Genomic DNA, 21,678 nt, shown 5'->3' on the forward strand with positions numbered 1-21,678 from the left:
GTCCATGACGACACCCTGCCCCCATCAGTAAGCGGAGCGCCGCCATGCCGTCTCAAGACACCCGAACTCTCCTTCAGTCCGCCGTACCTACAGCTGCCGCCGGTGCGATCACCGCCGCGGTCAGTGCTGTGGTCGCGGGCGGCAAGGGAGCGCTCGGAGCGGTCGTCGGCACGCTGGTGGTGATTGCCTTCATGGGGCTCGGTATGTTCGTACTCCAACGCACGGCGAAATCGCTTCCGCAGTTGTTCCAGGCGATGGGGCTGATGCTCTACGTCGCCCAACTCCTGCTGCTTCTTGTCTTCGTGGCTCTCTTCAAGGACACCACGTTGTTCAACCCCAAGGCATTTGCCGTGGGTCTTGTGGTCGCGACCGTCGTGTGGATGGCGTCGCAGGCCCGCGCGTTCATGAAGGCCAAGATCCTTTACGTCGAACCCGACTCCGAGCAGAAGGACAAGCCGGAGAAGTCGGGGTCCTCGACGTGAAGGGTAGGGCCGGGATAAATGCGCGTTCGAGATGCTGCTATCGTCCGGTGCCAACTGCGGCACTGCCGGCGCGGGCATCTGAGCTGACGCCTGCACGATCGCGAGGCTCGATGCCTGAACGCCGCGCCCACATCCGAAACACCAGTCTGGTGCCGAACCGCGGCTGCGCGCCGCGCCGACACGACAACGAGGTTGCCGTACCTATGCGTCACGCCGAAGGAGCCCGCGGTGAGTGCTGACCAAACTGAGCTCGCCTTTGACTGGAGCTGTCGGATCATGTCCGACAACGGCTGTGGCTTCCCGGCTCCGGGCCTGCACTCGTTCCTCTTCAAGCCGATCTTCGAGGTCGGCGGGTTCGAGTTCAACAAGGTCATGCTGCTCGCCCTGCTGACGACCCTCGTCGTGGTCAGTTTCTTCTACCTGGCGTTCGGCAAGGCCAAGGTCGTCCCGGGCAAGCTGCAGATGATCGGTGAGGCCGGCTACGACTTCGTACGCCGCGGCATCGTCTACGAGACGATGGGCAAGAAGGAGGGCGAGAAGTACGTCCCCCTGATGGTCTCGATGTTCTTCTTCATCTGGATCATGAACATCTGGTCCGTGATCCCGCTGACCCAGTTCCCGGTCTCGTCGGTCATCGCGTATCCGATCGTGCTCGCGGCGGTCGTCTACTTCATCTGGGTGCCTCTCACCTTCAAGCGCCACGGGTTCGTCGGCGGCTGGAAGAACATCACCGGCTACGACAACTCGCTGGGCCCGATCAAGTGGCTCGTGTCGTTCATCGAGTTCTTCTCGAACCTGCTTGTGCGTCCCTTCACGCACGCCGTGCGACTCTTCGCCAACATGTTCGCCGGTCACCTGATGCTGGTGATGTTCACCGTCGCCTCCTGGTACCTGCTGAACAGCTGGATGATCCCGGCCGCCGGTGTCTCGTTCGTGATGACCATCGTCATGATCCTCTTCGAACTTTTCGTGCAGGCGGTCCAGGCGTACGTCTTCGTGCTCCTCTCCGCCACCTACATTCAGGGCGCTCTCGCCGAGCACCACTGAGTGCCCCCCGGCTCAAGTAGCCCCCCAGATCGCCCGGTGGCCAACCCCCACCGGTCCTTGAAAGAGAAGGAAGTAACGGCATGTCCGCGACCCTCGAACTCGCCGCAGGCGTCTCCGGCTCCCTCGGCTCCATCGGCTACGGCCTCGCCGCGATCGGCCCCGGCATCGGCGTCGGCATCGTGTTCGGTAACGGCACCCAGGCCCTGGCCCGTCAGCCCGAGGCCGCCGGCCTGATCCGCGCCAACCAGATCCTCGGCTTCGCCTTCTGTGAGGCGCTCGCCCTCATCGGCATCGTCATGCCGTTCGTGTTCGGTAAGTAATCACTGCTTACTGACACTTTTCGACGAAAGGCACTGATGTGATCGCCAACCTGGTTCAGCTGGCGGCCGAGGAGGAGCAGAACCCGCTCGTCCCGCCGGGTCCTGAGCTGCTCGTCGGCGCCATCGCCTTCGCCATCGTCTTCTTCTTCTTCTGGAAGAAGCTCCTCCCGAACATCAACAAGGTTCTGGAAGAGCGCCGGGAGTCGATCGAAGGCGGTATCGAGAAGGCCGAGGCCGCTCAGACCGAGGCCCAGAGCGTGCTCGAGCAGTACAAGGCTCAGCTCGCCGAGGCTCGGCACGAGGCCGCGCGTCTGCGCCAGGAGGCGCAGGAGCAGGGCGCCCAGCTCATCGCCGAGATGCGAGCCGAAGGCCAGCGGCAGCGCGAGGAGATCGTCGCCGCAGGTCACACGCAGCTCGCTGCCGACCGCAAGGCCGCCGCGCAGTCGCTGCGTCAGGACGTGGGCCAGCTGGCCACCGACCTGGCCGGCAAGCTCGTCGGTGAGTCCCTCGAGGACTCCGCTCGGCAGAGCCGCACCATCGACCGTTTCCTCGACGAGCTCGAGGAGAAGGCCGAGGCGGCTCGATGACAGCCCACGGAGCCAGCCGCGAGGCCCTGGCCGACGCGCGCGAGCGTCTTGACGCGCTGACCGACAACACGTCGGTCGACGCCAAGCAGCTCGCGGACGAGCTGGCCTCGGTCACCGCGCTGTTCAACCGCGAGGTCTCGCTGCGCAGGGTCCTCACCGACCCGTCGCAGTCCGGTGAGGCCAAGGCAGAGCTCGCCGGGCGGCTGCTCGGCGGGCAGGTGGGCGGCGAGACCGCCGACCTGGTGGCCGGCCTGGTCCGCTCGCGCTGGTCGCAGTCGCGTGACCTGGTGGACGCCCTCGAGGAGCTCACCAACCTCGCCGAGCTGACCGGTGCGCAGAAGTCCGGCGCGCTGGACGACGTCGAGGACGAGCTGTTCCGGTTCGGCCGGATCGTCTCCTCGAACACCGGGCTCCGGTCCGCGCTGACCGACCGTGCCGCCACGGGCACGGCCAAGAGCGAGCTGCTGCGCAGCCTGCTCGGTGGCCGGGCCAACGCGGTGACGGAGCGGCTGGTCGAGCGCCTTGTGACCGCGCCCCGTGGACGTAGCCTGGAGACGGGACTCGAGTCCCTCTCCAAGCTGGCCGCGGACCGCCGGAACCGGATGGTCGCCGTCGTCACCTCGGCTGTGCCCCTCACGGACCAGCAGAAGCAGCGCCTCGGTGCCGTCCTCGCGAAGGTCTACGGCCGCCAGATGCACCTGAACCTCGACGTGGACCCCGAGGTCCTCGGCGGGATCACGGTGCAGGTCGGCGACGAGATCATCAACGGCAGCATCGCGGACCGCCTCGAGGACGCGCACCGCCGCATGGCGCGCTAGCAGTAACTCAAAACGTAGGAATGACGGCCCTAGTTGGGCCGTGCAGAGGATTCACCTCTTACTTGGGGGGAGTCCCCAGACCCCCAAAGTGAAACTTCGGGCCCAACAAGGAGAGCAGGGAACCCAGATGGCGGAGCTCACGATCCGGCCGGAGGAGATCCGGGACGCACTGGAGAACTTTGTCCAGGCGTACAAGCCGGACGCGGCCTCGCGCGAGGAGGTCGGTTCGGTCACCGTTGCCGGTGACGGCATCGCGAAGGTCGAGGGCCTGCCCTCGGCCATGGCCAACGAGCTGCTGAAGTTCGAGGACGGCACCCTCGGTCTCGCCCTCAACCTTGAGGAGCGCGAGATCGGCGCCGTCGTACTCGGCGAGTTCAGCGGCATCGAAGAGGGCCAGCCGGTCACCCGTACCGGCGAGGTCCTGTCCGTCGCGGTGGGCGAGGGCTACCTCGGCCGCGTCGTCGACCCGCTCGGCGCCCCGATCGACGGCCTCGGCGAGATCGAGACGTCCGGACGCCGCGCCCTCGAGCTGCAGGCCCCCACGGTCATGGACCGCAAGTCGGTCCACGAGCCGATGGAGACCGGCTACAAGGCCGTCGACGCGATGACCCCGATCGGCCGTGGCCAGCGTCAGCTGATCATCGGTGACCGCCAGACGGGCAAGACCGCCCTGGCCGTCGACACGATCATCAACCAGCGCGACAACTGGCGCTCGGGCGACGTGAACAAGCAGGTGCGCTGCATCTACGTCGCCGTCGGTCAGAAGGGTTCCACCATCGCCTCCGTGCGCGGTGCCCTCGAAGAGGCCGGCGCGCTCGAGTACACGACCATCGTCGCCGCCCCGGCGTCCGACCCGGCGGGCTTCAAGTACCTGGCGCCCTACACCGGCTCGGCCATCGGCCAGCAGTGGATGTACGAGGGCAAGCACGTCCTCATCATCTTCGACGACCTCTCGAAGCAGGCCGACGCCTACCGCGCCGTGTCCCTGCTGCTCCGCCGCCCGCCGGGGCGCGAGGCCTACCCGGGTGACGTCTTCTACCTGCACTCGCGTCTGCTCGAGCGCTGCGCGAAGCTCTCGGACGAGATGGGCAAGGGCTCGATGACGGGTCTCCCGATCGTCGAGACCAAGGCGAACGACGTGTCGGCGTTCATTCCGACCAACGTCATCTCCATCACCGACGGTCAGTGCTTCCTGGAGTCCGACCTGTTCAACGCCGGTCAGCGTCCGGCCCTGAACGTCGGTATCTCGGTCTCCCGTGTCGGTGGCTCCGCCCAGCACAAGGCGATCCGCCAGGTGTCCGGCCGTCTCCGCGTGGACCTCGCCCAGTACCGCGAGCTGGAGGCGTTCGCCGCCTTCGGTTCCGACCTGGACGCCGCGTCGAAGGCCTCCCTCGAGCGCGGTCAGCGGATGGTCGAGCTGCTCAAGCAGGCTCAGTACCAGCCGATGGCCACCGAGGACCAGGTCATCTCCATCTGGGCCGGCACCACGGGCCGCATGGACGAGGTTCCGGTCAACGACATCCGGCGTTTCGAGCGCGAGCTGCTCGACTACCTGCACCGCAAGGAGCAGGGCCTGATGACCTCCATCAAGGAGGGCGGCAAGATGTCCGACGACACGATCACGGCCATCGCCGACGCCGTCGCCGAGTTCAAGAAGCAGTTCGAGACCTCGGACGGCAAGCTGCTCGGCGAGGACGCTCCGGCTGCCGTCGACGCGTCCAAGTGACGACGGAAGGGACCTGACTCATGGGAGCCCAGCTCCGGGTCTACAAGCGTCGCATCAAATCCGTCACCGCGACCAAGAAGATCACCAAGGCGATGGAGATGATCGCCGCCTCGCGTGTCGTCAAGGCACAGCGCAAGGTGACCGCCTCCACGCCGTACGCGACCGAGCTCACGCGCGCGGTCACCGCTGTGGCCACGGGTGCCAACGACAAGCACCCGCTGACCACCGAGGCCGAGGCTCCGACCCGGGCCGCTGTTCTGCTCCTCTCGAGCGACCGCGGCCTGGCCGGCGCCTTCAACTCCAACGCCATCAAGGGTGCGGAGAAGCTCACCAAGAAGCTGCAGGACGCGGGCAAGGAGGTCGACACGTACATCGTCGGCCGCCGTGGCATCGCGCACTACAACTTCCGTGAGCGGAAGATCTCCGGGCAGTGGACGGGCTTCACGGATGCCCCTTCCTACGCGGACGCCAAGACGATCGCCGCGCCCCTGATCGAGGCCATCGAGACGGACACGGCCGAGGGCGGCGTGGATGAACTCCACATCGTCTACACCGAGTTCATCTCGATGATGACGCAGGAAGCGACCGGTTCCCGGCTGCTCCCGCTGAGCCTCGAGAAGGTCGCGGAAGAGGCGGGCACGACGGACGAGGCCCGCCCGCTGTACGACTTCGAGCCGTCGGCGGAGGACGTCCTTGACGCTCTGCTGCCGCGCTACGTCGAGAGCCGTATCTACAACGCGCTGCTCCAGTCGGCTGCTTCCAAGCACGCCGCCACGCGCCGCGCGATGAAGTCGGCCACCGACAACGCGGGTGACCTGATCAACGCTCTCACCCGTTCTGCCAACGCGGCCCGCCAGGCCGAAATCACCCAGGAAATCAGCGAGATCGTCGGTGGCTCCAGTGCCCTGGCCGACGCTTCTGCGGGGAGTGACAAGTAATGACGACCACTGTTGATACGGCCGTTGCCACGGGCCGCGTCGCCCGGGTGATCGGCCCGGTCGTCGACGTGGAGTTCCCCGTCGACGCGATGCCGGAGATCTACAACGCCCTGCACGTCGAGGTCGCCGACCCGGCCAAGGACGGCGAGAAGAAGACGCTGACGCTCGAGGTCGCCCAGCACCTCGGCGACGGCATCGTCCGCGCCATCTCCATGCAGCCCACCGACGGTCTGGTCCGCCAGGCCGCGGTGACCGACACGGGCTCGGGCATCACCGTCCCCGTCGGTGACATCACCAAGGGCAAGGTGTTCAACACCCTCGGTGCGATCCTGAACCACCCCGAGGCCGAGGCCGACGTCACCGAGCGTTGGCCCATCCACCGCAAGGCCCCGGCCTTCGACCAGCTCGAGTCCAAGACCGAGATGTTCGAGACCGGCCTGAAGGTGGTCGACCTTCTCACCCCGTACGTCAAGGGTGGAAAGATCGGTCTGTTCGGTGGAGCGGGCGTCGGCAAGACCGTCCTCATCCAGGAAATGATCATGCGTGTGGCCAAGCTGCACGAGGGCGTTTCCGTGTTCGCCGGTGTCGGCGAGCGCACCCGTGAGGGCAACGACCTCATCGACGAGATGGAAGAGTCGGGCGTTCTGGACAAGACCGCCCTGGTCTTCGGCCAGATGGACGAGCCGCCGGGCACGCGTCTGCGTGTCGCCCTTGCCGGTCTGACCATGGCGGAGTACTTCCGCGATGTGCAGAAGCAGGACGTGCTGTTCTTCATCGACAACATCTTCCGCTTCACGCAGGCCGGTTCCGAGGTCTCGACCCTGCTCGGCCGTATGCCCTCCGCGGTGGGCTACCAGCCGAACCTGGCCGACGAGATGGGCCTCCTCCAGGAGCGCATCACCTCGACGCGTGGTCACTCGATCACCTCGATGCAGGCGATCTACGTCCCCGCGGACGACCTCACCGACCCGGCCCCGGCCACGACCTTCGCGCACCTCGACGCGACGACCGTGCTGTCGCGTCCGATCTCGGAGAAGGGCATCTACCCGGCGGTCGACCCGCTGGACTCGACGTCCCGCATCCTGGACCCCCGCTACATCGCGCAGGACCACTACGACGCCGCCATGCGCGTCAAGGGAATCCTGCAGAAGTACAAGGACCTCCAGGACATCATCGCGATCCTCGGCATCGACGAGCTCAGCGAAGAGGACAAGCTGGTCGTTCAGCGCGCCCGTCGCGTCGAGCGCTTCCTGTCGCAGAACACCCACGCCGCCAAGCAGTTCACCGGCCTGGACGGTTCGGACGTGCCGCTCGACGAGTCGATCGCCGCGTTCAACTCGATCATCGACGGCGAGTACGACCACTTCCCCGAGCAGGCGTTCTTCATGTGCGGTGGCATCGAGGACCTGAAGGCGAAGGCCAAGGAGCTCGGCGTCTCCTGAGTCCGTGACTCACGGGAGGGGTGGGCCAGTCCCGCCCCTCCCGATACGCCCACTAGAATTTGACCCAACACCCGGCGAAGCCGCCGGGTGGTGACCCGAGGAGCCACCCTTGGCTGCTGAGCTGCATGTCGAGCTGGTCGCCGCGGACCGTAGCGTCTGGTCCGGCGAGGCCACCCTGGTCGTCGCGCGCACCACGTCCGGCGACATCGGCGTCATGCCCGGTCACCAGCCGCTGCTCGGTGTGCTGGAGTCGGGCCCGGTGACCATTCGTACGAGTGACGGCAACACTGTCGTCGCCGCCGTCCACGGAGGATTCATCTCCTTCGCGGACAACAAGCTGTCACTGCTTGCTGAGATCGTCGAGCTGTCGGACGAGATCGATGTCCAGCGTGCGGAGCGGGCGCTCGAGCGCGCGAAGTCGGAGGCAGACGCCTCCGCCGAGCGTCGCGCGGACGTCCGACTGCGGGCGGTTTCGTCGCGCTGAAACCGGCGCGACGGCGTTGACGTGACTCAGCCGCGGCCAGGTCCGGAGCAATCCGGACCGGGTCGCGGCTGAGGCAATGCGGGTGCAATTCTGTTGGTCCGTTTCGAAGAGGCGAGGAGGTCGGTGCCGATGATCCTCACTCTGCTCGTGTGCGGACTCGTATTGGTCGCGCTGGTACTGGTGGGGCTCTTCGTCTTCGGACTGCGGCGCCGGCTCATCCAGCGCTCCGGCGGCACCTTCGACTGCAGCCTGCGCTGGAACGCCCCGGAGAAGGGCGACACCTCCGGCAAGGGCTGGGGGTACGGCGTCGCCCGCTACAACGGCGACCGGATCGAGTGGTACCGCGTCTTCTCGTACGCTCCCCGGCCGCGCCGGGTCCTCGAGCGCTCGGCCATCGAGGTCGTCGACCGTCGTGCGCCGGACGGCGAGGAAGAGCTCGCGCTGCTCTCCGACGCGATCGTGCTCGGCTGTCTGCACCGCGGCGTGCGCCTTGAGCTGGCGATGGGCGAGGACGCGCTCACCGGTTTCCTGGCCTGGCTCGAGGCGGCGCCTCCCGGCCAGCGGGTGAACGTGGCCTAGACGGCAAGAAGCCGGGAAGACGAGGGGCGTACTCGTCTTCCCGGCTTCGTCTGTGCGGGACGGGCTACTTCAGACCGTCATTGATGGCAGCCACCAACTCACCGTTGGTGGTGTCACCGCTGAACTCCCAGAAGAAGGCGCCTCCCAGGCCCTGCTGCTTCGACCAGGCCATCTTGCTCTTGACCGTCGCCGGGGTGTCGTACGACCACCAGTTGTTGCCGCAGTGGGCGTAGGCCGTGCCGGCGATCGTGCCGTTGGCGGGGCAGGAGTTCTTGAGGACCTTGTAGTCCTCGATGCCCGCTTCGTACGTTCCGGGCGCCGCGCCGGTCGCCGTGCCGCCCGGCTCCTTCTGGGTGACGCCCGTCCAGCCGCGGCCGTAGAAGCCGATGCCGAGCAGGAGCTTCGAGGCGGGGACGCCCTTCGCCTTCAGCTTCGTGATCGCGTCGGCGGAGTTGAAGCCGTCCTGCGGGATGCCGGGGTAGGACGTGAGCGGGGAGTGCGGGGCCGTCGGGCCCTTGGCCGCCCACGCGCCGAAGAAGTCGTACGTCATCACGTTGTACCAGTCGGCGTACTGCGACGCGCCGCCGTAGTCGGCCGCGTCGATCTTGCCGCCGCTGGAGCCGTCGGCGGTGATGGCCGCGGTGACCAGGGCGTCCTTGCCGAACTCGGTGCGGAACGCCTGCATCATGTTCTTCATCGATGCCGGGCCGCTGGTGTCACAGGTCAGGCCGCAGGCGTTGGGGTACTCCCAGTCCAGGTCGATGCCGTCGAAGACGTCGGCCCAGCGCGGGTCCTCCACCAGGTCGTGGCAGGACTTGGCGAAGGCGGCCGGGTTCTTCATGGCGTCGGTGAAGCCGCCGGACCAGGTCCAGCCGCCGAAGGACCACAGGACCTTGAGGTTGGGGTGCTTGGCCTTGAGCTTGCGCAGCTGGTTGAAGTTGCCGCGCAGGGGCTGGTCCCAGGTGTCCGCCTTGCCGTCGACGGACTGGTCGGCGGTGTACGCCTTGTCGTAGTCGGCGTAGGCGTCGCCGATCGTGCACTTGCCGCCCTGGACGTTGCCGAAGGCGTAGTTGATGTGCGTGATCTTGGAGGCGGAGGCCGAGGTGTCGATGTTCTTCACGTGGTAGTTGCGTCCGTAGACGCCCCACTGGGTGAAGTAGCCGAGCTTGACCTTGTCACCCGGTCCCGGGCCCGGGTCGGTGCCGCCCGTGGTGTGCACCTTGACGGCGCCCGATGCCGGTCCTGTCTGGTCCGCGGTGTCGCGGGCCTGGACCGTGTACGAGTAGTCGGTGCCCGCGGTGAGGCCGCTGTCCGCGTACGACGTGCCGGTCACCGTGGCGACCTTGGAGCCGTCGCGCAGGACGTCGTAGTTCTTGACGCCCTTGTCGTCGGTGGCCGCGCTCCAGGCGAGCTTCACCGAGGTGTTGGTGATGTCGGACGCGGTGGGGGTGCCGGGTGCCGAGGGAGGGTTGTCGCCGGGGACGCTGCCGCCGTCACAACTGCCGCCGTTGAGCGTGCAGTTGGAGGGCGAGCCGGGGCCCGAGCCGTTGAACCCGAAGGAGACCGAGGCGCCGGGGGCGAGCGTCCCGTTCCAGCCGAGGTTCTTGGCGGTCCAGCGGTTGCCGGAGTTGGTGACGGTGGCGTCCCAGGCGGAGGACACCTTCGTGCCGGTGGGGAAGTCCCACGCGACGGACCAGGAGCTGATGGAGGTGGTTCCGGTGTTCTTGACGGTCCACTTGCCCTCGAAGCCGCTGCCCCAGTCCTGGGTCTTGGCGTACGTGGCGGTGGCCGCGGGGGCGGCTTCCGGCGCGGCTTCGGCGGGACCGCCGAGCGCGACCAGGGTGGCGAGCGGGAGCAGCAGGGTGGTGAGGCCTGCCACGGCTCTGTGTCTGAAGCGCACTGTGTGCTCCTCGGGTGAGATCCGGGGGTCATAGGGGTGGAACCCTGCGCCGCCCGTGAGCACGTGGAACACGTGGGGGAGTGCTCACCGCAGTGCCGGTGAGAATAGAAAGGTCTGGACCAGCGGTCAAGAGGTCTGAACCATTGGCCGGATCGCGCCGGTCGGGCGCACCGGACCCGGGCTCATACACCCAACTCCTGCGCGAGGACGGCCGCTTGGACCCTGCTGCGCAGCTCCAGCTTGCCGAGGAGGCGGCTGACATGGGTCTTCACCGTCGCCTCCGCCATGTCCAGACGACTCGCGATCTCCGCGTTCGAGAGCCCTTCGCCGATGCGGGCGAGCACCTCGCGCTCGCGGCGGGTGAGGGTGTCGAGGATGGCGGGATCGGGTCCGTTCTCCCGGCGTGCGCGCCGCACGGTCTGCGGGGCGGCGAACTCGGCGATCAGCCGCCGGGTGACGGCCGGGGCGATCAGGCCCTCGCCGCGGCCGACCGTGCGGACCGCCTCCAGGAGGTCCTTGGCCTCGGTGTTCTTCAGGAGGAACCCGCAGGCGCCCGCGCGCAGCGCCCCGAAGACGTACTCGTCGAGGTCGAAGGTGGTCAGGACGAGCACGTCCGCGAGGTCCTCGGCGACGACCTGCCGGGTCGCGGAGACCCCGTCGAGGCGCGGCATCTGGATGTCCATCAGCACCAGATCGGGCCTCAGCTCACGGGCGAGCGCCACCGCCTCCTCGCCGTCGGCCGCCTCGCCGACCACCTCGATGTCCGGCGCGCTGCGCAGGATCAGGACGAGTCCCGCCCGTACGGCGGACTGGTCCTCGGCGACGAGCACTCGGATCATTCGGTCACTCCTTCATCGATGGGGTCGAGGTCCGAGGGGGCGACGGGCAGGGTCGCGTGCACGCTCCACACCTTCTCGCCGTCGGGGGACGCGCTGCTCTCGGGCCCGGACTCGAAGGCGCCGCCCAGGAGTTCGGTGCGCTCCCGCATGCCGACCAGACCGGCGCCGGAGCCCGGGGCGCGGGGGCCGGACGGTGATCCGTACGGGCTGGTCACGCGGATTTCGAGGGCGCGCCGCCGCTGGGTGAGCGTCACCGTCACCGGGCCGGGCGATGCGTGCTTCAGGGCGTTGGTCAGGGACTCCTGGATGATGCGGTACGCCGCGAGTTCGACCGGGGCGGGGAGCTTGGAGTCGTCCGGGCCGCGGGTGTCGTCGAGGGTGACGTCCAGACCATTGGTACCGGCGTTGTCGATCAGGGAGCCGAGGCCGTCCAGAGTGGGCGCGACCGTCGGCTCCCGGTCGTCGCTGGAGTCCCGCAGGATGCCGATGAGGCGGCGCATCTCCGACAGACCCTCGACGCTGTTCTCCCGGATGACGGCGAGGGCGTCGCGGGTGGTCTTCGGGTCGTCCAGGGAGAGCGCGGCCGTGGAGTGGATGGCGATCGCCGAGAGGTGGTTGGCGACCATGTCGTGCAGCTCGCGGGCCATCCGGGCCCGCTCGGCGGTGATGGCCTGCACGCGGTCCATCTCGGCGAGCAGCGCGGTCTGTTCGGCCCGCAGGCGCGCGGCGACGGCGGCCTCGCGGTGGGTGCGCACGAGAACGCCGGTGGTCGCGGGGGCGAAGGACACCAGGCCGGTGAGGACGCCGATGAGGATCGCTTCGGGCTCCCGCAGCCAGGCCAGGAACCCGATCGTCACCGCCACCGTGATCAGCCCCGTGGTGACCGGGATGCGCCGGGCGGAGGCCGGAGTGCCGTACACCACGGCCGCGTACATGATGTCCGTGAACATCATGACCGTGGCCAGATTCCCCGCGGTGAACTGGTCGGCGATCAGTGCGAGCGTGGCGATGATCAGGGCCGTCCGCGGCCTGCTCCTGCGCAGCAGTTCGAGCCCGGCGAGGACGAGGAGCGGGATCAGCGCCCAGGTGCTGCCGAGCGGCCGGTCCGTCTGCATCGTGAGCCCGAGTGCCCACCACGCGAGCCCGGCGAGCACGCTGGCCACGGAGATCTGTACGTCGACGCGGTGCGGGCGGGGGAGGGACAGGGCCATGCGTCCATCCAACACGGCGTGCCGGGGCCGTGCCTGATCCTGAGGGAGGAACCGCGCGCTACATCGAAGGATGCAGTCCCACTTCGTCACTGGCGACGATGATCCGCGGCCGGTCCGCCGGGAGCCTGGAAGGGTGACCGAGAGGAGCGAACAATGATCGTCACGCTGATCATCATCTGCGAGGTCGGCTTCTGGGTGCTGCTGGCCGGAGGCCTGGCCCTGCGCTACGCGGCGAAGATGCCGCGCGCGAGCGTCGCGGTGCTGCTGTGCGAGCCGATCCTGGAGGTCGTCCTCTTCGTCGTCACCGCGATCGACCTGAAGAACGGCGCGGAGCCGGACTGGAAGCACGGCCTGGCCGCCGTCTACATCGGCTACTCCATCGCCCTCGGCCACTACACGATCAAGTGGGTGGACGTCCGCGTCGCCCACCGCTTCGCGGGCGGCCCGCCGCCGTCCACCCCCAAGTACGGCACGGCCCGCGCGATCCACGAGTGGAAGATCGCCGCCCGCTGGATCCTGGCCGGACTGATCGCGATGGCGCTGCTCCAGGGAGCGGTCTGGTACGTCGGGGGCGACGGGGACATCGGCTCACTGCGGATGTGGCAGCAGAGGATGCTGTGGCTGATCGGCATCAACGTGATCATCGCGGCGGCCTACACGGTCTTCCCGAAGCAGGCGCCGGCGGTGCGGGACGGCGAGAAGGAGCCGAGCTTCCTGAGCAAGCTCTAACGCTCGCCGCCCGGCACCCACAGCACGTCTCCGACCTCCTTGTTGGCCGCACGGGCCAGGATGAACAGGAGGTCGGAGAGCCGGTTGAGATAGGTGGCGGTCAGGGGGTTCATGACCTCCCCGTGGACCTCGAAGGCCGCCCACGTGGACCGCTCCGCCCGCCGCACCACCGTGCACGCCTGGTGCAGCAGCGCCGCGCCCGGTGTGCCGCCCGGCAGGATGAAGCTGCGGAGCTTCTCCAGCTCGTCGAGGAAGCGGTCGCAGTCCTGCTCCAGCTTGTCGATGTAGGACTGCTCGACGCGCAGCGGCGGGTACTTCGGCTCCTCCACGACCGGCGTGGACAGGTCGGCGCCCACGTCGAAGAGGTCGTTCTGGACCCGGACCAGGACCTTCACGACCTCTTCGTCGAGCTGACCGAGCGCGATCGCCGTGCCGATGGCGGCGTTGGCCTCGTTGGCGTCGGCGTACGCCGAGATCCGCAGATCCGTCTTGGCGGTCCTGCTCATGTCGCCGAGGGCCGTCGTGCCCTGGTCGCCGGTCCTGGTGTAGATGCGCGTCAGATTGACCATGAGGTCAGCCTAGTTACGCGCCGGCCTTCCGGAAGACACGTGTGCCCACCGTCACGGACCCGAGCGCGAGCGCGGCGGCCATCAGGACGCCGTACAGCATCGCCGTACTCGCGTACTCGCCCACGTAGGCGGCCCGCACCGCGTCCACGAGGTAGCGGAACGGCATGAAGTGCGAGAGCACGTCCAGCCACCCCGGCGCCAGGGCCATCGGCAGCATCAGGCCGGAGAGCAGCATCGAGGGCATGCTCACCGCGTTGATCACGGGGCCGAACTCGTGCGGCTTGGAGACGAGCAGCGCGAGCGCGTACGAGAGGGACGCGAGGACGATCGTCAGGACCGCCACGAACGCGAAGCCGATGAGGATGCCGACGAGCGGCGCCCGCAGCCCCATCACCACGGCCGCCAGGACGAGCAGCACCGCCTGGAAGACGAAGAGCGCGGCATCGCGGAGCACCCGCCCCAGCAGCAGCGCGAGCCGGCTGACCGGCGTCACCCGCATCCGCTCCACCACACCGAACTGCTTCTCGATGATGATCGCGAATCCGCTGTACGAGGCGCCGAACAGGCCGAGTTGGAGCAGCAGCCCCGGCACGAGCACCTGCCAGGAGTCGCCGCGCGAGCCGAGCGGCAGGTCGGTCAGGAGCGGGCCGAAGAAGAGCAGGTAGAGCAGCGGCATCAGGACGCCGAAGAGGATCTGGAACTTGGAGCGCAGGGTCTGGCGGGCGTACCGCCCGAAGATCAGCGCGGTGTCGGAGAGGAAAGCAGACATCAGGGGTCCTGGGGTTCAGACGGCGACCGGCGCCGTGTCCTTGGGGGTGAGGTCGCGCCCGGTGACGGCCAGGAACGTGTCCTGGAGCGTGGCGTCGATGGAGCCGCCGTACCGGAGCTTGAGCGCGCTCGGCGTGCCTTCGGCGACCACGACGCCCTTGTCGATGACGACGAGGCGGTCGCAGAGCGCGTCGGCCTCGTCGAGGTAGTGGGTGGTCAGGACCACGGTGGTGCCGTGGTCGTCGCGCAGCCGCCGCACAAGGGCCCACAGGTCGGCCCTGCTGCCCGGGTCGAGCCCGGTGGTCGGCTCGTCGAGGAAGAGCACCTCGGGCCGGTGCATGAGCCCCATGGCGATGTCGAGCCGTCGGCGCTGGCCGCCGGAGAGGGTCGCGCACTTGCGGTCGAGGAGGTCGGTGAGTCCCAGGTCGGCGGCCAACTCCTCCGCGCGGGCGGCGGCTTGCGGCTTCGTCAGGCGGTAGAGGCGGCCCTGGGTGACCAGTTCCTCGCGTACGGAGATGCTCAGGTCGACGCCGCCGGACTGGGCCACGTACCCGATCCTGCGCCGCACGGCGGCCGGGTCGCGGGCCAGGTCGACGCCCGCGACGGTGGCGGCGCCGCCGGTGGGCGCCAGGAGCGTGGTGAGCATGCGCAGCGTCGTCGTCTTGCCCGCGCCGTTCGGTCCGAGGAAGCCGAGGATCTCGCCGGGGGCGACGGTCAGGTCGATGCCGCGCACGGCCTCGACGGCGCCGCGTTTGGTCCGGAAGGTCTGGGTGAGTCCGGCCGTGCTGATGATTGCCATGGCGACCACAAAAACAGAGTCTCTTAAATTTTGCAATGACACCAAGTTTTGGGATCGCCCCAAGTTTTCAGTCGCCCTAGCCGATGGTCGTAAGGTGGTTCCATGGCTGAAGGGCTCAGGGAGCGCAAGAAGCGGCAGACGAAGCAGCGCATCTCGGACATCGCGACGGGGCTGTTCCTGGAGCACGGCTTCGTCACGGTGACCGTCGCGGAGGTCGCGGAAGCCGCGGACGTCTCCGTGAACACCGTCTACAACTACTTCCCGGTCAAGGAGGACCTCTTCCTCGACCGGGGTGACGCCGTCGTCGACCGCCTCTCCGGCTACGTACGGGGCCGTCGCGCGGGGGAGTCCGCCGCCGCCGCGGTGCTGCGCGCGCTGCGCTCGGACGTGGAGGGCGTGTCGCCCCAGGTCGGCCTCTTCTCGGGCTGGGCCGACTTCATGAAGGTCATCACCGAGGCCCACCCCCTGCGCTCCCGGCTCTGGGAGATCCAGCAGCAGGCGCTCGGCCACCTCACGAAGACCCTCGCCGAGGAGGCGCAGGCCGCCGACGGCGATCCGATGCCCGGCCTGATCGCGGGTCAGCTCTCCTGGGTCCACAGCACGCTCATGGCCTGGATCGGCGACGAGATGGTCAAGTGCCGCGAGCCCGCCGAAGTCTCCCGCGACGCCCTCGTCCTGCTCGACGAGATGGAGGACCTGCTCGGCGAGAAGGTCCTCAACTACGCGGTGCGCGGCGCCGAATGAGGCGTACCAGTGTGATGTCCGTCATCTGAGACGTGACGCGCATTACTTCACGGCCACAGTCGCGCTCACGACCGCTAATGTCCGCCGGAAGGGCAAACGTAAACAGCGTGTAAGCCAGGCGTGATAAGCGGTAGGGGAGTCGGAACAGTGGCACGGAAGCTCGCCGTCATCGGAGCCGGACTCATGGGGTCCGGCATCGCACAGGTCTCCGCCCAGGCGGGCTGGGACGTCGTCCTGCGCGACGTCACCGATGAGGCCCTGACCCGTGGCACCGACGGGATCAAGGCGTCGTACGACAAGTTCGTGAGCAAGGGCAAGCTCGCCGCCGAGGACGCCGAGGCGGCGCTCGGGCGCATCACGACGAGCACCGACATGGACGCCGTCGCCGACGCGGACATCGTCGTCGAGGCCGTCTTCGAGAAGCTCGAGGTCAAGCACGACATCTTCCGTACGCTCGACAAGATCGTGCGCGAGGACGCCGTACTCGCGTCGAACACCTCCGCGATCCCGATCACGAAGATCGCGGCCGTGACGGAGCGTCCGGAGCGGGTCGTGGGCGCGCACTTCTTCTCGCCGGTGCCGATGATGCAGCTGTGCGAACTGGTGCGCGGCTACAAGACCAGCGACGAAACCCTCGCCCGCACGCGTGAGTTCGCCGAGTCCGTCGGCAAGACCTGCATCGTCGTGAACCGCGACGTCGCGGGCTTTGTGACGACCCGTCTGATCTCCGCGCTCGTCGTCGAGGCCGCCAAGCTCTACGAGTCGGGCGTCGCCTCCGCGGAGGACATCGACATCGCCTGCAAGCTCGGCTTCGGGCACGCCATGGGGCCGCTCGCGACCGCCGATCTGACGGGCGTCGACATCCTGCTGCACGCCACGAGCAACATCTACACGGAGTCCCAGGACGAGAAGTTCGCGCCGCCCGAGCTGATGCGCCGGATGGTTGACGCCGGTGACATCGGCCGCAAGAGCGGGCAGGGCTTCTACAAGCACTGACGTCTCCTCCTGCCTTGCGGGGTCACCCCTCGGAGTGAATTCGGTATCGGTTCGCTTACAGACGGCAACTTCCTTGCCCATGCGGCAGTCAGTTGCAGTGACATACGCAGACGCCTTACGGAACAGACGTCACAGGAAACTCAGCACTCTCGGGGAGCGCATATGCACATCAGGGGCGACCAGGCCCAGCTGGTCGTCGGGGGACGCCTCGACGTACGCAGCGCGGCGGACGCCCGAACGGTCCTGCACTCGGCCGTCGACGACGGAGCCGGCGACCTGGTGCTCGACCTGTCCGAACTCGACTCGTGGGACGCCACGGGACTCGGCGTCATCATGGGCGCGCACCGGCGCGCGGGCCGGTGCGGACGCCGACTGGTGCTGCGCAGCGTGCCGCCCCAGATGCAGCGCCTGCTCGTGGCCACCCGGCTGCACAGAATCCTTGCCATCGAGGGCGGCATCGGGGTGGAATCGCTTCCCCGCGTGTGATCCGCGATGATCCCCAGCCGATCTGGGGGTGAAACGCATCTCGCGCACAATCCTCACGAGACTGTGACGTCTCGGACGGGGCGGTACCCCGCCCGTTCGGAGATACTGAGCGAAGGTCTAGGGTTCGGTCGCCCACCGTCATGACGACAGACGCCCGAGCGGGGGCACCGGACCAGAAGCGACAGCGCAGTGTGCACAAGGCCGGAGGGGGCTGTGTACACGACGCATCTGGGGGGCTTTGACCATGGACCCGATGAACCGGGGACCGGAAGAGTACGGCCATGACGGCATCAACGACGACGATTCCGCGCGCTCCGTGCGGCCACCGCGCGATCCGCTGACACCCGACTTCGGGCAGCCCGCGCCCACGCTCGCCCGCACCGTCCAGCTCGTGTCCGGCGACTTCCTGCTCACCGTGAACCCCGTCGACGGCAGCGAGATCGAGCACTGCCCGCCGGGCGAGCGGCCCGCACGCCCCGTCAAGCGCACCGCCGCCGAGCGGGCCGAGCTGCGCCGTGCCGCGGCGCCGCCCGTGCCGCCGGGTCCCGCTCTGCCCCGGATGCCGCTCCTTGAGCGGCAGGAGGATCGCGAGCGGCTCGTGCGCCTGCTCGCACGCGGGCGCTCGGTCCGGCTCACCGGCCCCGCGGGCTCGGGGCGCACGGCGCTCCTGAACGCCGTCGCGGAGGACTGCGCGGACCTCGCACCGGACGGCGTCGTCCGGCTCTCCGGGTACCACAAGACGCCCGCCGACCTGCTCCAGGACCTCTTCGGCGCGGTCTACAACGCCCCGCTGCACCGCCCCGACCGCACCCTGCTGCTCGAACTCGTCCACGACATCGGCGCGGTCGTCGTCCTGGACGACCTGGAGTTCGGCGCGGCAGCCCTGGAGGAACTGCTCGAGGCGACGCCCGAGTGCGCCTTCCTCATCTCCGCGACCCCCGACGTCGCGGCGCCCTCGCCCGACTCGCACCTCGAAGAGGTCTTCCTCGGCGGCCTGGGCCGCAGCGGCGGCCTCGAACTCCTGGAGCGTGCCGTCGGCCGCGTCCTGACGGACGACGAGGCGAGCTGGGCGGGCGACCTGTGGTTCGAGTCGGAGGGACTGCCGCTGCGCTTCGTGCAGGCGGGCGCCCTGCTGCGCCAGCGCGACCAGCTGCGCGCCGACCCGAACGCCTTCGACGAGTACGGCTACTTCGCCGACGCCCCGGTCGACGCGCCCTTCGGCGCCGAGGGCCACGACGTGCCGCTGCCCTCGCTCGCGGACGGGGCGGCGCCCGCGGTGCTGCTCGCCTCCCGGCTGAGTCCGTCGGCGCGCACCACGCTGCGGTTCGCCGTCGCGCTCGGCGGCGAGCTGCCGCACCAGGCGCATCTGCCCGCCCTCGTGGGGGACACCCACGCGGACGCGGCCCTCGCCGAGCTGGTCTCCGCCGCGCTCGTCACGGCGGTCGGCTCGCACTACCGGCTCGCCGCCGGGGTGCGTACGCAGCTGGAGGCGTCCGGGTACGCGGACGACGCCGCCGAGCGCGCCCAGAGCGCCGCCCAGCACTACGCCTGGTGGGCGGGGCACCCCTCGGTCGGCCCGGAGCGGGTCGTGGCCGAGGCGGACGCGGTGCTCGCGGCGCTGGGCGTCCTGGTGGCGGGACAGTCCGCCTCGGGGGCGTCCGGCGGCTCCAACGGCGGCTCCAACGGCGGTTCCGTCGGCGGTTCCGGCGGTGCTTCCGTCGGCAGTGAGGACAGCGCCGCCGTGCTGCTCGCCCGCACGGTCGCGCCGGCCTTCGCGGGAGGGCTCGACTGGGGCTCCTGGGAGCGTGCCCTGCGCTCGGGCCAGGAGGCGGCACGGACCGCGGGAGAGGTCGCCGAAGAGGCGTACTTCCACCACGAGCTCGGCATCCTCGCGCTCTGCGGCGGACAGCTCGACCGGGCCCGCGTCGAGCTGGAGGCCTCCATCGGCCTGCGCGGCGCGCTCGCCGACAAGCGGGGCATGATCGCGGGCCGCAGGGCCCTCGCCCTGGTCGCCGACCGCTCGGGCGGCGTGCTGTCCGGCGGACGCACGGCTGCCGGCGAAGAAGTGCCCGACGCGCGCTACGAGGAGTCGGCGTCGCCCCCCGGCGGCGTCCCGGCGGCGTTCGCGCTGCCCACCCCGCCCCCGGAGCCCGAGACCCTGGTCACCCGCAACGCGTCGCCAGCGGCGGGCGCTGGACCGGCGCCGACCCGCCGCTCCATCGTCAACGGCACGCGGCGCAACCTGGTGGCGGCGGGCGCGGGAGCCCTCCTGGCCGCCGTGCTCGGCACCGTGGTGACCCTCGGCGCGACGTCCGACAACGACGACAACCCGCCGGACAAGGTCAAGACGGAGCAGTCGGCGAGCGAGGACCAGGCCGACGACGGCCTGACCGCCGACAAGCCGGCCAAGGACTCGACGAGCCGCCCGGACGAGGACGGCCCGGACAACATCCCCGGCACCGCGGACGACGGCACTCCGAGCGAGAGCGGCGAACCGTCGGACGAGCCGAGCGGCAGCGGAACGCCGTCCGACGACACTTCGGACAAGCCGACCGACAAGCCCACGGACAAGCCGACGGACAAGCCGACGACGAAGCCGCCGACCACGAAGCCGCCCACGACCAAGCCGCCCACGACGAAGCCGCCGACGACTCCTCCGCCGACGACCCCGCCGCCGACGACGGACCCCGCCACGGACCCGCCGTCGTCCCCGGACACGTCGAACTCGGCGAGCGGCCCCGCCGGCAGCGACCCGGCGAGCAGCCCGGCGACGAGCGACAGCGCGTCCAGCACGGCGTCGACGATCTGACGTACGGAGCGGTCTGACGCACGTACGGAAAAGAGGGCCGGGTCCACCAGGACCCGGCCCTCTCACGTACGAGAAGTTCTAGAAAAGCCGCAGCTTGTCGTCCTCGATGCCACGCATCGCGTTGTAGTCAAGGACGGCGCAGCCGATGCCGCGGTCGGTGGCGAGCACGCGGGCCTGCGGCTTGATCTCCTGGGCGGCGAAGATGCCCTTGACGGGGGCCAGGTGCGGGTCGCGGTTCAACAGCTCGAGATAACGGGTGAGTTGTTCGACACCGTCGATCTCGCCGCGCCGCTTGATCTCGACGGCGACGGTCTGGCCGTCGGCGTCGCGGCAGAGGATGTCCACCGGGCCGATCGCCGTCATGTACTCGCGCCGGATCAGCGAATAACCCTCTCCGAGCGTCTCGATCCGGTCGGCGAGCAGCTCCTGGAGATGCGCTTCCACGCCGTCCTTGATGAGGCCGGGATCCACGCCCAGTTCGTGCGAGGAGTCGTGCAGGATCTCCTCCATCGTGATGATCAGTTTCTCGCCGCCCTTGTTCACGACGGTCCAGACGCCCGCGTCGTCCCCCGTCCCCTCCTTCAAGGTGCAGGGCGGGGACATCCAGTTGAGGGGTTTGTAGGCCCGGTCGTCCGCGTGGATCGAGACACTGCCGTCCGCCTTCACAAGGATCAGGCGGGGGGCCGACGGGAGATGGGCTGTGAGCCTGCCCGCGTAATCCACGGAGCATCGGGCAATGACGAGACGCATGGGGCGCAACGCTACTCGACCCCAGGTGGTCCGCGCGATTCCTCCGGCGATGGACCTGTTCGATCCTGGCCGGTTATGTTCCCAATCTCCTGGTGCAGCGCGGGTCCGGTGCTTAACGTATAAGCAGGAGGTCGCCGTGCGTGCACGCTGCGTGTGCGGACTCCTTCCCTGTCCGGAAGCCCCCGCTCCCCGGGGGTGCGAGAGGAGAACCCATGTCGCTCGACGTCTCACCGGCGCTGTTGGAACAGGCCGAGCGAGGCGAGGTCGATGAAGCGGAATTCGTCGACTGCGTCCGGACCTCCCTGCCTTACGCATGGGAGATGATCAGCTCCCTGGTGGCCCAGCTGAAGGTTGACGGCGGCGAGTTCGCCGACAACCAGACGCCGCCACCCAACGAGCAGGCGCGCGGCCAGCTCCTGCGGGCGCTCGCGAGTGACGCCATTCGCGGCGCTCTGCAGCGGCACTTCGGAGTGCGTCTCGCATTCCAGAACTGCCACCGTGTGGCGGTGTTCCCGCTGGATGCATCCGTGGACGACAGGCTCGCCCGGTTCACCTCGATCCGGGGGCAGCTGCTCAACCAGTCGCCCGAACTGCGGGACTGCTGACGCCTTTTGCTGCCGCTCCGTACGCGGGAGGTGTACTAGTACCGGAGCGG

At 68.9% G+C, this 21,678-nt stretch carries 23 protein-coding genes; 16 read left to right on the plus strand and 7 right to left on the minus strand.

Translation table 11 applies throughout. The features are described 5' to 3' along the window. Positions 1-44: 44 nt before the first annotated feature. The 10 genes from ACZ6ZP_RS28230 (at position 45) to ACZ6ZP_RS28275 (ending at position 8,423) form a co-directional block, all read left to right on the plus strand. Complete coding sequence (locus tag ACZ6ZP_RS28230) at positions 45-482, plus strand: hypothetical protein (protein WP_361050005.1); 438 nt, start codon at positions 45-47, stop codon at positions 480-482. 276 nt (positions 483-758) lie between these two features. Further along, positions 759-1,529 (plus strand): F0F1 ATP synthase subunit A, encoded by a 771-nt coding sequence (atpB, locus tag ACZ6ZP_RS28235; protein ID WP_351163884.1) that lies wholly within the window; start codon positions 759-761, stop codon positions 1,527-1,529. Positions 1,530-1,609: 80 nt separating this feature from the next. Further along, positions 1,610-1,849, plus strand: a complete 240-nt coding sequence (atpE, locus tag ACZ6ZP_RS28240; protein WP_055564408.1) for an ATP synthase F0 subunit C — start codon at positions 1,610-1,612, stop codon at positions 1,847-1,849. Positions 1,850-1,887: 38 nt separating this feature from the next. Next, a complete protein-coding gene (locus ACZ6ZP_RS28245) occupies positions 1,888-2,436 on the plus strand; it encodes a F0F1 ATP synthase subunit B (protein ID WP_160507233.1) in 549 nt (182 codons plus the stop codon). After that, positions 2,433-3,254 (plus strand): F0F1 ATP synthase subunit delta, encoded by an 822-nt coding sequence (locus tag ACZ6ZP_RS28250; RefSeq protein ID WP_351163888.1) that lies wholly within the window; start codon positions 2,433-2,435, stop codon positions 3,252-3,254. The genes ACZ6ZP_RS28245 and ACZ6ZP_RS28250 overlap by 4 nt, the downstream gene beginning before the upstream one ends. Positions 3,255-3,381: 127 nt before the next feature. Next, positions 3,382-4,980, plus strand: a complete 1,599-nt coding sequence (gene atpA, locus ACZ6ZP_RS28255; RefSeq protein ID WP_469030418.1) for a F0F1 ATP synthase subunit alpha — start codon at positions 3,382-3,384, stop codon at positions 4,978-4,980. A 20-nt stretch (positions 4,981-5,000) separates the two neighbouring features. Further along, on the plus strand, positions 5,001-5,918 hold the full coding sequence (locus ACZ6ZP_RS28260) for a F0F1 ATP synthase subunit gamma (protein ID WP_351163892.1): 918 nt from the start codon (positions 5,001-5,003) through the stop codon (positions 5,916-5,918). Continuing rightward, complete coding sequence (gene atpD / locus ACZ6ZP_RS28265) at positions 5,918-7,360, plus strand: F0F1 ATP synthase subunit beta (protein ID WP_249587735.1); 1,443 nt, start codon at positions 5,918-5,920, stop codon at positions 7,358-7,360. Before ACZ6ZP_RS28260 ends, atpD begins: the two co-directional genes overlap by 1 nt. A gap of 109 nt (positions 7,361-7,469) precedes the next feature. Continuing rightward, positions 7,470-7,844: a F0F1 ATP synthase subunit epsilon gene (locus ACZ6ZP_RS28270; protein ID WP_160507238.1), complete on the plus strand. Its 375-nt coding sequence runs from the start codon at positions 7,470-7,472 to the stop codon at positions 7,842-7,844. 129 nt (positions 7,845-7,973) lie between these two features. After that, positions 7,974-8,423 (plus strand): DUF2550 domain-containing protein, encoded by a 450-nt coding sequence (locus ACZ6ZP_RS28275; protein ID WP_135331165.1) that lies wholly within the window; start codon positions 7,974-7,976, stop codon positions 8,421-8,423. A 64-nt stretch (positions 8,424-8,487) separates the two neighbouring features. On the opposite strand, the gene ACZ6ZP_RS28280 is transcribed toward ACZ6ZP_RS28275, so the two are convergent. The 3 genes from ACZ6ZP_RS28280 to ACZ6ZP_RS28290 form a co-directional block, all read right to left on the minus strand. Further along, positions 8,488-10,323: a glycoside hydrolase family 18 chitinase gene (locus ACZ6ZP_RS28280; protein ID WP_351163897.1), complete on the minus strand. Its 1,836-nt coding sequence runs from the start codon at positions 10,321-10,323 to the stop codon at positions 8,488-8,490. Between the two features lie 182 nt (positions 10,324-10,505). Further along, positions 10,506-11,162: a response regulator transcription factor gene (locus tag ACZ6ZP_RS28285; protein WP_351163899.1), complete on the minus strand. Its 657-nt coding sequence runs from the start codon at positions 11,160-11,162 to the stop codon at positions 10,506-10,508. Then, the gene (locus ACZ6ZP_RS28290) at positions 11,159-12,373 is read right to left on the minus strand and encodes a sensor histidine kinase (RefSeq protein ID WP_361464242.1); all 1,215 of its coding nucleotides are present in this window, start codon (positions 12,371-12,373) and stop codon (positions 11,159-11,161) included. Before ACZ6ZP_RS28290 ends, ACZ6ZP_RS28285 begins: the two co-directional genes overlap by 4 nt. 153 nt (positions 12,374-12,526) lie before the next feature. On the opposite strand from ACZ6ZP_RS28290, the gene ACZ6ZP_RS28295 reads away from it, so the two are divergent. Next, a complete protein-coding gene (locus tag ACZ6ZP_RS28295) occupies positions 12,527-13,102 on the plus strand; it encodes a hypothetical protein (protein ID WP_351163904.1) in 576 nt (191 codons plus the stop codon). Here ACZ6ZP_RS28295 and ACZ6ZP_RS28300 read toward each other — a convergent pair. From ACZ6ZP_RS28300 to ACZ6ZP_RS28310, 3 genes are read right to left on the minus strand one after another with little or no spacing between them, the layout of a single operon-like run. Continuing rightward, entirely contained in the window at positions 13,099-13,671 is a 573-nt protein-coding gene (locus ACZ6ZP_RS28300) for a cob(I)yrinic acid a,c-diamide adenosyltransferase (protein ID WP_351163906.1), read from the minus strand. The genes ACZ6ZP_RS28295 and ACZ6ZP_RS28300 overlap by 4 nt on opposite strands. A 13-nt stretch (positions 13,672-13,684) precedes the next feature. Beyond that, positions 13,685-14,440, minus strand: a complete 756-nt coding sequence (locus ACZ6ZP_RS28305; RefSeq protein WP_361464237.1) for an ABC transporter permease — start codon at positions 14,438-14,440, stop codon at positions 13,685-13,687. Positions 14,441-14,455: 15 nt separating this feature from the next. Then, complete coding sequence (locus ACZ6ZP_RS28310) at positions 14,456-15,238, minus strand: ABC transporter ATP-binding protein (protein ID WP_469408842.1); 783 nt, start codon at positions 15,236-15,238, stop codon at positions 14,456-14,458. A gap of 102 nt (positions 15,239-15,340) precedes the next feature. Between ACZ6ZP_RS28310 and ACZ6ZP_RS28315 the strand changes: the two genes are divergently transcribed. From ACZ6ZP_RS28315 to ACZ6ZP_RS28330, 4 genes are all read left to right on the plus strand, one after another. Next, entirely contained in the window at positions 15,341-15,982 is a 642-nt protein-coding gene (locus ACZ6ZP_RS28315; RefSeq protein WP_361464233.1) for a TetR/AcrR family transcriptional regulator, read from the plus strand. Between the two features lie 147 nt (positions 15,983-16,129). Next, positions 16,130-16,978, plus strand: a complete 849-nt coding sequence (locus tag ACZ6ZP_RS28320; RefSeq protein ID WP_351163916.1) for a 3-hydroxyacyl-CoA dehydrogenase family protein — start codon at positions 16,130-16,132, stop codon at positions 16,976-16,978. A gap of 162 nt (positions 16,979-17,140) precedes the next feature. Beyond that, positions 17,141-17,464: an STAS domain-containing protein gene (locus ACZ6ZP_RS28325; RefSeq protein ID WP_160507247.1), complete on the plus strand. Its 324-nt coding sequence runs from the start codon at positions 17,141-17,143 to the stop codon at positions 17,462-17,464. 244 nt (positions 17,465-17,708) lie between these two features. Beyond that, positions 17,709-20,273, plus strand: a complete 2,565-nt coding sequence (locus ACZ6ZP_RS28330) for an ATP-binding protein (protein WP_469408844.1) — start codon at positions 17,709-17,711, stop codon at positions 20,271-20,273. Between the two features lie 78 nt (positions 20,274-20,351). Here ACZ6ZP_RS28330 and nucS read toward each other — a convergent pair whose 3' ends face one another. Continuing rightward, a complete protein-coding gene (nucS, locus tag ACZ6ZP_RS28335) occupies positions 20,352-21,023 on the minus strand; it encodes an endonuclease NucS (protein WP_351163920.1) in 672 nt (223 codons plus the stop codon). Positions 21,024-21,235: 212 nt separating this feature from the next. Here nucS and ACZ6ZP_RS28340 point away from each other — a divergent pair, with 212 nt between their 5' ends. After that, positions 21,236-21,628, plus strand: coding sequence for an SCO5389 family protein (locus tag ACZ6ZP_RS28340; protein ID WP_160507250.1), 393 nt, complete (start codon positions 21,236-21,238; stop codon positions 21,626-21,628). Positions 21,629-21,678: the final 50 nt, after the last annotated feature.

The organism is Streptomyces sp. NPDC054047 (genome assembly GCF_055585065.1).